We start from the raw sequence: 13473 nt of genomic DNA, 5'->3' as shown, positions 1-13473 counted from the left end.
ATCATCAATCTTTATGCATCTATCCTATGTTTGCATTTAATACACTCATAGACCTCTTTGCCTCTAAATGTTCGTTTTGCCATTGCATAATCACACTCTGGACATTTTTTTTCAGTAGGCTCAAATTTTGAAACAAATTTACATTTTGGATAGTTGCTACAACCAAAAAATTTACCTCGTCTTGAATTTCGCTCAAGCAGTTCACCTCCACATTCAGGGCATTTAACTTCAAGACTTTTTGGTTTCTCAAGAGGTTTGGTGTTTTTACATTTAGGGTAAGCGCTACAAGCTAAGAAAGAGCCTCTTCGACCACTCTTTATAACCATTGGTGCACCACATTTGTCACATACTTCATCAGTAGTTTGTGGTGTCGGTGCTTCTTCACCATCTTTCTCTATAGCTTCTGTATATTTACATTTAGGGTAGTTACTGCAGGCAATAAATTCACCAAAACGACCACTTCTAAGAAGCAGTTCACTTCCGCATTCAGGGCATTCACGTCCAATTGGTTCAGCCTTTTTAAGACTCTTAATCTCTTTTTTGCCTTTTTCAACTTTTTCTATAAACGGGGTGTAAAAGTCAAGAAGCAACTTTTGCCAATCTACCTTTTTCTCTGCTACTTCATCTAGTTTCTCTTCCATCTCTGCTGTAAAGTTAGAGTCTACAATTTCAGGAAAATGCTTTTCTAGAATTTCTATAACTGTAAATGCTATTGGTGTTGGAATAAGTTGACGCTTCTCTATTTTCAGATATTCTCTTGATACAAGCAGAGATATTGTAGGTGCATATGTACTTGGACGACCTATTCCAAGGCTTTCAAGTTTTTTAATAAGACTTGCCTCTGTATAGCGTGGAGGTGGTTCTGTAAAGTGTTGATTGGCTGTCAGTTTTTCCAAAGGAATCTCTTCACCCTCTTTTAGCTCAGGAAGAAGTTTATCTTTATCATCATATCCCATAACACGATAAAAACCATCAAACAGAAGTTTTCGACCACTGGCTTTGAATATACCATTTTCAGAAGCAAACAGAATTGTTTGTGACTCTAAAATAGCATCTGTCATCTGACTTGCAAGGAAACGGTTATATATAAGTTTATAGAGCTTCAATTCATCAGCTGAGAGATACTTACTAGCTATTTCTGGTGTAAAGTCAAGTCTTGTGGGTCGTATAGCTTCGTGAGCCTCTTGTGCCCCCTTGCTTTTAGAAGTATATATTTTAGGTTTTTCTGGAAGATAGTCTTCTCCATATGTTTTTAAAATAGTCTCTCTTGCTGCATCTTGTGCCTCTTTTGCTATGTTAAGGCTGTCTGTACGCATATAGGTGATGACACCCATCTGTCCTTTGTCAGTCTTAACTCCCTCATATAGTTTTTGAGCAATCATCATAGTCTTTTTTGGTGAAAAGCTAAGACGACCAGAAGCACTTTGTTGCAGTGTAGAAGTCATAAAAGGAGGAGGTGTTGAGCTCTTTCGCTGTTTCTTTTCTATGCTTTTTACATGATAAACCTCGTCTTTTAAAACAGTCTCTATTTCACGGGCATCTTTTTCATTGCCAATTGTCATCTTTTCAATTTTTTTACCCTTGTATTCAACAAGGTTTGCATCTATCTTAGGCTTAAACAGAGCATCAATACTCCAATATTCAACTGGTTTAAATGCCTGAATTTCACGTTCACGATCTACTGTGATTTTAAGAGCGGAAGATTGTACCCGACCGGCACTAAGTCCTTTTTGGATCTTTGATGCAAGCAGTGGTGAAAGTTTATATCCAACAATACGGTCCAAAAGACGGCGTGCCTGCTGGGCATTAACTTGATCCATATTGATTTTGCGAGGATTTTCAAGAGCATTTTGAATAGCACTTTTGGTTATTTCGTGAAAAACTATACGAGGTAGAGTTTGAGGATCTTTTCCAATCGCTTTGGCAATATGATAGCCTATAGCCTCCCCCTCACGGTCCTCATCGGTTGCGATATAGATTTGGTCACTCTTTTTTGCCAAATCTTTTATCTGTTTAACAATATCACTGTGATCTTTATCTACTCTGTACTGAGGTTGAAACTGATTATCTTCTATTTTTATTCCAAAGCTATGTTTTGGAAGATCTCTAATATGACCTTTTGATGCAATAACTTCGTAATCTTTTCCAAGAAAATTTTTAATTGTTCGTGCTTTGGCCGGTGACTCTACTATGATTAGATTTTTCAATACTGCTTCCTGCTATTTAATGAAAGTAAAAAAATTGTTGGCTGCAATTCTAACATATTGCCAGCTGAAGTGTATCTTAATTAAAACTTTTAACTATAAGTAGAATGTTGTAAGACCTTCTTTATCAAGAATTATAATTTCATCTTTCTCTCTTTCTATCAATTTAAGAGTTGAAAGTTTTTTTAAAATTCTAGAAAGAGTTTCAGGAGCCATATTAAGATCAGCTGCTATCATACTTTTTTTTAATTTTGATATTTCATGACCATGCTCACAAATAAATTTTGCTACTCGAGCTGTAGAGTTCATTACTAAATTTGTAGCAATAACATTTTCAAGATATTTAATCTTTTTTGAGAGAGATTTTATAAATGCAAAAGATACTTCAGGATCTTTGAGAAACTTTTTCTCAAACTCTTTATAGTTTATTAAAATAGCTTTTCCATCTGTTTCAAACTCTCCAGATGCAGGGTAATTCATATGCTCAATATTTACCAACTCTGCAATTAAGTCTACAGGGTAAAATCTGTGAAGAATTACTTTATTACCTTTTAAATCAGTTTTATAAACTTTTAAAATACCATCAATAAGAATAATAAGGGATTTTGGCTCTTCTCCCTCAAAAAATAGAATACTCTCTTTTTTATATTCTACAAGACTAGATATTGATACTAAAGAGTTAAGTTTTTCCTCATCTAAATGTGTGAAAAGGAAAAAATCTTTCAATATACCTTTTATTAATGGTATGTTTGAGCTCAACTTTTTCCTTTTCGTAATTTTTTAATTAATCTATTTTTAGCTCTATTTTAGCAGAATTTTTTAACTTATGAATAGTATCAAATGCCCATTTTTTAACTTCTTTGCGAATATACTCATCTTTGACACGCTCTTTTACCATATCAAAAGTTGTATTAACAGCTGGAATTTGATTGATTACATAATAGATCTGATATCCAAAAACTGTTTTAATAGGCTTAGTATGTTCTCCTCGGTCAAGAGGCAAAATATATTTACTTATCTCTTCATTTAAATCACTTATAGGTATTTTACCCATATATCCACCATCAATGGCATCAGGAGCTTTTGAATACTTTTTTGCTAATGAACTAAAGAGTTTATAATCTCCTTTTGAACCTTTTAACTCTTTCATTATTTTTTCTGCTTCTTCTTTGCTATCTACAACAATTGTAGCAAGTTCAACCATTGCTGGAGTATCATACTTAAATTTATTCTTTTCGTAATACTCTCTTAAAACTTTTTCATCAGGCTTCATAGAGTTTGCTTTTTTTTCCAAAATAAAATCAAAAGCTAAAAGACCTTTTTTACTGAAAAGCTGCTCCTCAGTATAACCTGTACTTTTTTTTACAGCTGAAGCCAAAGTTTCACTTTTTTTAGGTTTTGAAGACAGATTTAAGATATGCTTCAAAACCTTTTTATATTCTGGATCATTGACAATATCTGTATTAAGTGCATAATTTGCTGCTAAATATTTTTCTATAAGTCTGTTTACTATTTTATGTTTCTCCGAACTATTTAAGTCATTGAAATTTCTAGGTGCAACATCTGTTGTAATTTTATAGCCATTGACAATTGCCAAAACGTCTGAAGCCTGAACAGAGAAACTTAGTATTAATAGTGCAATAATTGAAAAAAATAGCTTTTTCAACTTTATATCCTTTTTTAAAGTAATTTTGCAAGAGTTAAAAGAGTGGTATAACATCATTTTTTAAATGGTGTTATATCAATCTTTTATTATATCATTTGATGAGAGGAAAATTAATTCCTCTCATCACTTTAATTAGTGCTCTATTTTTCCGCTTTTAATTCTTTGGTTGTAGATTGCTCTCAACTCACGAATATCTTGCTGAAGTTCGAATACACCATGCCAGTGAGCATAGTCAGGAGCTCCCATAAGTGCACCTTGTCTCATACGTCGTCCTTGATGGTGCCATAGATGATACCATACTTTAAATGCAGGATCAGACCACTTATCTTTCATCATTAGACCTTTTTTGGTCAACTCATCGATCATACCTTTAGCTTCTTTAGCATATACATTGTAAAGTTCTACATGTTGATCAGCCATTTTGAAGAAGTTTTTAGTATGAAGTGTTGTATGGCAAGACTTACATACTTTTTCCATCTCTGCACGACCAGCTTTATGTCCATCTGGGTGTCCAGCTAAAGGATTACCTTTAGTAATTTTTCCAGTTTTCTCATAAGTACTTACAGCTGTGTCATATCCACCATCTCTAAGTTTAGAAATTGGAGCCCAGATATTCCACTTAAGTCGTCGACTAACATTGTGAGTAGTTCTAAGATCACCAATACCACTCATATGACAAGTAGCACAAGTTGGCGCACGATAATCACCTGGTTCCCAAGCATCTGGAGCAGAGTCATATTTCCAAGTATTACCCTCTGTATTATAGATATGTCCATGCATAGAGTTGTTGTAAATCTCAATATCTGGATGGTCAGGTCCTAAGTGACAACTTGCACAAGCAGCTGGTTTACGAGCCTCTTCAATAGAGAACTTGTGTCCACTGTGGCAAGATTTACAGTTACCTACACCACCATCAGGGTATACATTACCAATACCATAGTTTGGCCAAGTTTCAGCAGTTGGTTGTTTGTTTGCATCAAGCTCAATGATTGAACCATGGCACTGCATACATCCAGTAGCTTCAGGTGAGTTTTTGAATTTTGGGTGATCACGACCTTCAATTTTCTTCATTAAAGCTTGCATACCAGCTTTTGAACGAACTTGAAGTGCACCACGAGCATGACCACTATGTTGAAACTCTTCAACCTCATTAGGGTGACATTTTTCACAAGTTTTTGGACTTACAAGTACAGAAACGTATGTTTTTGTTCCTTTTACTCCTGGACAGTTTTGAGCTGCCATTGGGTTATCTTTTTTGACACCGTGACAGTCAATACAAGATACTCCAACATGTCCGTGTCGACTCTGTTTCCAATCATTTACATGACCAGGTGTTTTTTCAGCGTGACACTCAACACAGCGTTTTGCTTCTGCTGTCATTCCACGAGTAACTTTCAAGTTTTTAGGGCTGATATCCCCAACATGTTCAGTCGCTTTTGCTGATGCATTAGCAGATATGCTAAATGCAGATGCCAGCAAAGTAGCGATCATCAATGACTTAAACCGCATTAATCCCTCCTTTTTTGGTGTTGGATTCACTTTTTCTCCTTAGTTTGGATTTGAGAAATGTAATCACCTAAACTATGGTGACCTACATTTTCATGACACTCGACACACTTTTTCTTTTTATCAAGGAAATAAGCCTTATGAGCTATAAATCCTTTAGGTGTGCCCATTGTTGCATCTTTAAGATTAGTATGACAATGTAGACATCCACTATCAAATACAAAATGTTTGGCATGCTTGCGCTTCTCTTGCCAATCAATTTTGCTTTTGTCATATGTAAATTCAGCCCAAACATCATGTATGCCTGTTTTAGCCTTCTCTACCAAATACCCCATAAGAGAATCATGAGGTAAGTGACAATCAACACATTTTGCTGTCAGACCCTCTTTATTTTTGCCCCCATGTATATCAGCCAGATAGGAGTCAGCCATGGGCTGCATAGTATGACACTGGGTACAGAACTCTTTCCCGCTGGTTTTCTCTACCATAACTGCTGTTGTAAATGAGCCAACTGCGCCCACAACTATTCCTATCAAGATGATTGTGAATAGAGCCATTTTTGATAAGCTCTTCTTCTCCTGCTTCATTGGCAACCCCTGACTTTAGTTTTAACCAAACTTAAAATTTGGTTTTTGCTTCTTCACTAAAGAATTGAAGCAAAGGAACTTAATTGTTCCTAAATAAACGAAAGTATATCTAGAAATATATTAAATTGAGCTTACTAGTTTAATAAATTAAACTTAATAACAAAACTTCATAAGTCCAATTTTCATAATAAAGGATTCTTTAAAGTAATTTTTGGATTTATTTAAGGTTATTAGAAGGTATTTTTTAGTAAAAGGGATCAGGGGTTGATCCCAAATATTTATATTATTTTTTTCTTAAGATCGCCGTTATAAACAATATCTTCGGCGCGAATTGTGTCATCATTAAGCATTTCAGGTACATTTGGACCTGTTTCTAATTTTGATCTTTCAGCTTCAAGCTCATCTTCACTATAAGCCATCATCATATCAGCAGCTATGACATGTGGTACAGCTTGAATCTTTTTTACTTTTTCTATCTCTTCACTAATATTTTCACCTTCAACTGTTACAATTATTTTACCTATAGATTTATCATGAAAGTGATAATCACAAAAATCAGACTCTTTAAGAGTATTTACAACTTCATCAATATATTCACTACGAACTTGTACAACTATGCTAGAAATATTCATGGAATCCTCCAAATTAAGATATGATTGTCATCGCTTGAACTGATTAAAGTTTTATCATCAATAAAAACAATGGTATTTAGTGTTGACTGTTGTCCAACAAGCTTATATTTAATAGATTTTAAAATATTGTCATATATGCCAATATCATTTTGTTCATTTATTCCAAAAGCGCTAAGAGTAGCATCTTTGTTTAATGCCCCTGCATATACTAAAAACTGTGTTGGATAGATTGTTAAACTATCTCTCTTTACCCCGTAAAGGACAGCCTTTCTATCTTGACCACAAGCAAGCACATATGAGTTTTTGTAATCAACTTTAAAAACATTGTCTTTATTGCCACCTTCAAGAGTTTTAAGTACTTTACCGGTTTTTGTGTCAACAACATAAACAATGCCTGATTCACAGGTACTTGCAACTTTACTATTATCTTCATTTAGTTGAAAATCTGAAAATGTTGAAAGGCTCAATTTATTTTTATATAAAATTTTGCTAGTTGAAATTTGAAAAAGTATTAGTTCATTACTCATTGATGCAATAAGAATATGATCATTATCTACAAAACGCGCTTCACGCATCTGAATATGTGCACTTTTATCTAAAAGTTTTGTAAGTTTTTTATCTTTATATTTATAAAGAATCCTCTCACCACCTTCATCTTGAACCATAATTATTAAGGTGTCTCCATTACTATTTACATCTACCCCAAAAACTTTAGGAGCAATCGGATCACCCATAAAATCGTGAATAGTATTAAATTTTATTTTCTCAAGAAGTCTATTTTTTTTCCAATCGTAAATTTCAAGTTTACCTGCATCTGTTGCCACATAAAGAGTGCTGTTTTTGCGAACAAACTCTACTACATTTCCATCAACATCTATAGAGTATGATGGCTTTACAGTAATAGGAGATGCTATTGAAAACACTGATATAAGACAAAATACAAACAACATTCTTATCATCTTTTATCCTTTTTTATATGTTAGGTATAACTTCTATTGCATCAGCAGGGCAAACTGATAAACACCATCCGCAAGATGTACATTTTCCATTATCTATTTCTGGTCTAAAAAGTCCTAAAAAAGTGATAGCATCTTCTAAACAAGGCTCTTTGCAACTACTACACATAACTTGGTGCCAAGCTATACACTTTAATACATTTATTTCAACTGTTGCTTTAATTGAGTTCAATGATTTATCATTAAGAACATCATTTTTACAAGCATCAACACAAGCATCACAAAAAGTACAGCCTCTCTCTGCAAAATTTAGAGTAGGCACTCCATTTTCATCAATAAATATTATCTCTTCTTCACACGCTTTGGCACAAGGTTTATCTATACATTCTGGACATAGCTTGAGAAAAAGAGACTCATCAGAGCAATAAGGAGGGTAAACTCTACTTTTTTCTTCCCTCTTTTGATTACTTATTAAAGATGAGACAGAGGCAAAAAGCCTCCGTCTTTCAATATCAGGCATATTAGCGAACACCCTCATTTAGAGTATCAATTAGATTTGATTTCTGTTTTTCATTAGGGTTTCTGTAATCTGGCTGGAATTTATTTTCAACCAAAGGTTTTACATTTGCTTGAGGTACGTGGCACTGAGAGCAGTTGTATCTTTGTGGAGCAATATCACTCTCATCAGCATGAACTTTAGAACCCTTATATTTTTTCAAATTCTCTTTTGTTTCAGCAAAAAAGTCTTTGAAATGGGTTGGTGAAATTGGTGTTGCATTCACACTTTTTGCAACTGCCGGCATATGACATCCGGTACATGCATTATTTTTAATAGTAATAGGCAACATACCATCTACACTGTGAGGAATAAGTGGAGGAGCATTTTCATAAGAGCGATCAATTTTTTTAGACATACCAGGTGCCGGTTTTGTAAAATCTGCTGTTACTGGTGCTATTCCTTGTTCCGTATAAAGGTTCTCTTTTCTAAGACCAAGCTCCTCTTCTGTTATTACAGTTTTGGCATTGGCAGCTTCACTATTTCCTACATTACTTGCCCCTTCATTGTTAGCACAAGCATTAAGACCCAGTATCAATGCTGCGCAGAGGGCTGATTGAATAATTTTTTTCATTTTGACTCCTTCCTTTTTGCAAAATCTCTTATACTAAACCTAAGTGCATCATCATCACATACTTCGATACAACGTGCACAGTTGGAGCATTCACCCATATTTACTGTTGTACTATCTTTGCCTATCATAAAAAGAACTTGGTTTTCAGGACAAACCTCTTTACATTTCATACATAGTGTACAATTTTGCTGATTATGTTTAACCCGAATTAGACTGAATCGTCCAATTAAAGAGTAAATACCTCCAAGAGGACAAATATGTCCACACCAACCATTTTTAACTCCAAATAGGTCAAAGAGAAAAATAGCTACTAGAACAGCACCTGTCATTCCCATTCCAAATATAATACCGCGATTAAAAATTGTTATAGGGCTGACAAGCTCAAACGCAGCAAGACCTGTAATAGCTGAAACAATAAGAGAGAGCCCAATTACCCAATAACGAGTATTTCTGCTGATCCATACTTTTCGTTCTGCTTTGTCAAGCAAAAGTTTTCGTCTTAGCCAGTTAGCCAAATCTGTAATCATATTAACAGGGCATACCCAACTACAAAATGCACGTCCTCCAATTATCCCATAAAAAAGAATAATAATAACGGCACCAACAAAAACATTAATACCCATCAATGCTCCAGCAGAAAGCATCTGCAATACAGCAAAAGGATCACTAAGTGGAATAGTATCAAAAAGTTTTGATGAACTTAATGTTCCACTTAAAATTTTCCAACCATATGCATTTGCAGCAAAATATAGAAAGAGGAGTCCGACTTGAGTAATACGTCTGAGGATCAGATATCTCATTTTCAATATTCTAGTCATCGAACAACCCCTCATCCATATTTAAATAGTCTTGCGGTTTCTTTTCGCTACGCTCAGTTTTGGTTTCAAGTTTGGTCAGATCACGCTGTTTAATGCGTTCCTGATCTTTTTTGCTCCAACCTTTGACATAGTAGTCACCAGGTTTTCCCATAGCGATATCTCTAGGTAAGACAAAGATAGCAGCTTTTTCAGTTACACAAGCACGTTCACATAAACCACATCCAGTACAATGATCTGCATGAACAACAGGTACAAGTTTTGCATGCTTACCTGTTCTCTCATTTCGGATAAACTCAATTGTAATAGCTTTTCCAAGAACAGGACAGGCACGATAGCAAGCATCACATTGTATACCCCAGAATGCTACACACGATTCATGATCAACTACAGCAAGCCCCATCTGTGCTTTGTTGATATCAAGTACTTTTTTACCATCTACGACACTGGAAACTGCATCTTCATCCAACGCACCTGTAGGACATACAGGTACACAAGGAATATCTGTACACATATAACAAGGAATATCTCTTGGAATGAAGTATGGTGTTCCCATTGGTAAACCATCTCCTGGTTTTGCCATTAGCAGAGTATCGTAAGGGCAAGCTTCAGCACACTGTCCACACTTTATACAGGTTCTCAAGAACTTTGGTTCAGGAAGTGCAGCAGGTGGGCGTAAAAGCAGAGGTGAAGCTTTTGCCTCTTCTACATACCCTGTCCATATAATTCCACCAAGAGCTGAAAGACCGATACTCTGAGCCATAATACTCAGAAACCGTCTTCTCTCACTTATACTGGTTTTTGTATCTTTTTTTGGGTTTTGAGTGTTCAAAGACTCAATCCACCTTTTCAATGATATTTAGGTTTGTATTAAACCTTATGTATAGTCGCCGAGGATATCCTCAGGCGACAACTCTATTTTTATGCTTTATAGATTTTAACTGCACACTTTTTATAGTCTGTCTGTTTTGACATTGGGCAAGTGTGATCAAGACAAACTTTGTTAATGAATACACGCTCATCAAACCAAGGCACGAAAACCAAACCACGAGGAGGTCTGTTACGACCACGAGTTTTAACGTGTGCTTTAACTTTACCACGGCGGCTTTCGATCCATACCATATCGCCCTCTTTAAGACCTTTTGCTTTTGCATCTTTAGGGTTCATATAGCAGAATGCTTCAGGCATTGCACGGAAAAGTTCAGGAACGCGCATTGTCATAGTACCACTGTGCCAGTGTTCAATTACACGACCTGTACATAGCCAAGTATCATACTCTTTATCTGGCTGTTCTGTTGGATCCATGTAAGGCCTGAAGAAGATTTTAGCTTTGTTTGCAAGGTTAATTTTACCTTTTGCTGGATCAATCTTTTTAAGATCACCACGCTTAATTGTTTTAAGAGCTGGTCCATAGAATGCAAACTCTTCACCTGGTTTAGCATGCTTACGAGCATATGGATCATATTTAACATTAAATCGCCATGGAGTATCTTTACCATCAACAACAGGCCAGCGAAGTCCGCGTACTCTATGGTAAGTATCAAAATCTGCTAAGTCATGACCGTGACCAGCACCAAACTTGCGATACTCTTCCCAAAGAGCTTTTTGAATAAAGAATCCATACCCTTTCCAAGGCTTTCCATCACTACCGATAACATTTCGGCTGTCACCAAATACTTCAGTATTGTCAAAGTCTTCCATAATCGGATCATCAGCTTTAAAGCTTCTGTAGTAATCATTAGCGAAAAGGATTTCGAACATTGTAGTATCTTCTTTATATCCCATCGCTTTAGCTTTTTCAATGACATTTGGAAGTTTTTTACCACCTTTGATAGTCCATTCACCCCAAAGGTCTTTAACTGTAAAGCGTTTAGAAAGTTCTATCCACTGCCAAGTATCACTCATTGCATCACCAACAGGAAGAACTTGCTGTCTCCAGTGCTGTGTACGTCGCTCTGCATTACCGTATGATCCCCATTTTTCATAAATCATTGCAGATGGAAGAACAAGGTCAGAAACTTTTGCAGAGATTCCAGGGTATCCGTCAGATGTTACGATAAAGCAATCTTTTTCACGAGCTGCTTTAATCCAGTGGTTTGCATTTGCAGTGTCATGGTAAGGGTTACATACGTTTACCCATGCAAATTTAATTTTACCATCTTCTATTTGTCGATGGATATTCATAATATGCTGGTACCCAACAGGGTTGATTGTACCTTCTGGAAGTTTCCAGATTTTTTCAGCAATTTTTCTATGTTTAGGAATTTTAACAAGCATGTCTGCTGGCAAGCGGTGAGTAAATGTACCAACTTCACGAGCAGTACCACAAGCTGAAGGCTGTCCAGTTAGAGAGAATGCACCCATACCTGGTTTTGCTTGTTTTCCAAGAAGGAAGTGAACCATGTAAGATTGCTCATTAACCCAAGAACCTCGATAGTGCTGGTTCATACCCATGGTCCAGAAGCTAACCATTTTGCGGCTCTTATCGATGTAAAGATCACGAAGTGCTACAAGTTTTTTCTTAAAGCTTTCAATGCTTTCTTCAGGATCACCTTTTGCAACTTTTGCTACATAATCTAATGTATAAGGCTCTAAACCTTTTTTAAACTCTTCAAAAGTGATTTCCCAGTGACCAAGAGCATGACCTCTATGTTTCATCTCCATTTTATCACCAGCTTTGTATCCAAGTGGTGCTAAACCAGGAGCTTCTCTTTCAGTTACAGTATGGCTTGCTTCTTCTTTAATTGTTTCAAGTTCTTTATCGCTATAACCAAGTTTTTTGGCTTCATCTGGCATTCTCATACCGTAACCTGTTTCAACAAACCCTGTAGCAAAAATTGTATGCTTCTTAACAAAATCCCAATCAATTACTTCAGGGTAGTTGTAAACAATTTCATGTGCAAGATAGTTCCACATTGCTAGATCTGAACCTGGGCGGAAAATAATTTCCATATCTGCTAGGTCAGAACATCGGTGTCTATATGTAGAGATGTTAACAACTTTAACTCTATCAGGGTCAGAGAGTTTTCGGTCTGTTACACGAGCCCAAAGAATTGGGTGCATCTCTGCCATATTGGCACCCCAGGTTACAATAGTATCGGTAATTTCAATGTCATCATAACATCCAGACGGCTCATCGATACCGAATGTTTGGAAGAATCCAACAACAGCAGATGCCATACAGTGGCGAGCATTTGGATCAATAGCGTTAGATCTAAAACCTGCTTTCATCATTTTTGCAGCAGCATAACCCTCTTGAATAGTGTACTGTCCAGAACCAAATACTGCAACAGCTTCAGGACCACCCTCTTTTAGTGCTTTACGAATAGCACGCTCCATCTCATCGAAAGCTCTTTTCCAACTAACTGGACGGAACTTTCCTTTTTTATCGAAGTTACCTTTTTCATCCATTCTTAGAAGTGGAGTGGTAAGGCGGTCAGCACCATACATAATTTTTGCGTTAAAATAACCTTTAATACAGTTAAGACCTCTATTTACTGGTGCTGCTGGGTCACCTTTTACTGCAACAATTTTTCCATCTTTTGTTGCAACCATAATACCACATCCAGTACCACAGAAACGGCATACGGCTTTATCCCATCGCCATCCGCTCTCAGCTTTACTGGCTTTTGCTTCTACTTCAGTAGGAACTGACATCCCAACAGCACTTGCAGCAGTAGCAGCCGCAGCACTCTTCAGGAAGTCACGTCGTGACATAGATGACATTTTTACCTCCTAATAAATTTGCACAATTTTCTGGAATTATAAGTGCCCAGATTCAAAAAAAGCTCAATATTAAATTTTTCTTGAATCTAGGCACTATAATTCCAACGCAAACTAATTTTACAAGAGTTCAGCTGAATTCTACTTGATTTTTATCAATCCCCTTTATAAAAGATAGAAAAAAAACTGAATATTCTATCAATAGCAAAAACTGTTAATTAGCAATTTTTGTTTTAGCAAAATGTAAAGTTTAT

The 13473-nt window shown here is 36.0% G+C and carries 12 protein-coding genes; all 12 read right to left on the bottom strand.

Translation table 11 applies throughout. The annotated features are described in order from the left end of the window. Positions 1-11 precede the first annotated feature (11 nt). Positions 12-2207: a type I DNA topoisomerase gene (topA, locus tag BM227_RS00905; protein WP_092910077.1), complete on the bottom strand. Its 2196-nt coding sequence runs from the start codon at positions 2205-2207 to the stop codon at positions 12-14. 93 nt (positions 2208-2300) lie between these two features. Further along, positions 2301-2963: a Crp/Fnr family transcriptional regulator gene (locus BM227_RS00900; RefSeq protein WP_218147896.1), complete on the bottom strand. Its 663-nt coding sequence runs from the start codon at positions 2961-2963 to the stop codon at positions 2301-2303. A 25-nt stretch (positions 2964-2988) separates the two neighbouring features. Further along, a complete protein-coding gene (locus BM227_RS00895; RefSeq protein WP_177201934.1) occupies positions 2989-3870 on the bottom strand; it encodes a foldase protein PrsA in 882 nt (293 codons plus the stop codon). Positions 3871-4002: 132 nt separating this feature from the next. Further along, positions 4003-5379: a multiheme c-type cytochrome gene (locus tag BM227_RS00890; RefSeq protein WP_092910303.1), complete on the bottom strand. Its 1377-nt coding sequence runs from the start codon at positions 5377-5379 to the stop codon at positions 4003-4005. Between the two features lie 26 nt (positions 5380-5405). Next, on the bottom strand, positions 5406-5933 hold the full coding sequence (locus BM227_RS00885; RefSeq protein ID WP_245756992.1) for a cytochrome c3 family protein: 528 nt from the start codon (positions 5931-5933) through the stop codon (positions 5406-5408). A 308-nt stretch (positions 5934-6241) separates the two neighbouring features. Continuing rightward, positions 6242-6595 (bottom strand): chaperone NapD, encoded by a 354-nt coding sequence (locus BM227_RS00880; protein ID WP_092910069.1) that lies wholly within the window; start codon positions 6593-6595, stop codon positions 6242-6244. Beyond that, positions 6592-7554: a WD40 repeat domain-containing protein gene (locus BM227_RS00875; protein ID WP_092910066.1), complete on the bottom strand. Its 963-nt coding sequence runs from the start codon at positions 7552-7554 to the stop codon at positions 6592-6594. The genes BM227_RS00880 and BM227_RS00875 overlap by 4 nt, the downstream gene beginning before the upstream one ends. Positions 7555-7567: 13 nt before the next feature. After that, the gene (locus BM227_RS00870; RefSeq protein ID WP_245756991.1) at positions 7568-8071 is read right to left on the bottom strand and encodes a ferredoxin-type protein NapF; all 504 of its coding nucleotides are present in this window, start codon (positions 8069-8071) and stop codon (positions 7568-7570) included. A gap of 1 nt (position 8072) precedes the next feature. Next, positions 8073-8681 carry a nitrate reductase cytochrome c-type subunit gene (locus tag BM227_RS00865; RefSeq protein WP_092910063.1) on the bottom strand — a complete coding sequence of 203 codons (609 nt, stop codon included), beginning with the start codon at positions 8679-8681 and terminating at the stop codon, positions 8073-8075. Next, complete coding sequence (gene napH / locus BM227_RS00860) at positions 8678-9481, bottom strand: quinol dehydrogenase ferredoxin subunit NapH (RefSeq protein WP_425431704.1); 804 nt, start codon at positions 9479-9481, stop codon at positions 8678-8680. Before napH ends, BM227_RS00865 begins: the two co-directional genes overlap by 4 nt. Before the next feature lie 10 nt (positions 9482-9491). After that, on the bottom strand, positions 9492-10328 hold the full coding sequence (gene napG, locus BM227_RS00855; RefSeq protein ID WP_092910057.1) for a ferredoxin-type protein NapG: 837 nt from the start codon (positions 10326-10328) through the stop codon (positions 9492-9494). An 89-nt stretch (positions 10329-10417) separates the two neighbouring features. After that, a complete protein-coding gene (gene napA, locus BM227_RS00850; RefSeq protein ID WP_092910054.1) occupies positions 10418-13222 on the bottom strand; it encodes a nitrate reductase catalytic subunit NapA in 2805 nt (934 codons plus the stop codon). Positions 13223-13473: the final 251 nt, after the last annotated feature.

The sequence above is a fragment of the Hydrogenimonas thermophila genome (assembly GCF_900115615.1).
In the GTDB taxonomy this organism is placed as follows: domain Bacteria; phylum Campylobacterota; class Campylobacteria; order Campylobacterales; family Hydrogenimonadaceae; genus Hydrogenimonas; species Hydrogenimonas thermophila.
Note: the sequence above shows the minus strand (reverse complement) of the source record. Positions and strands in the feature narration are given on the sequence as shown.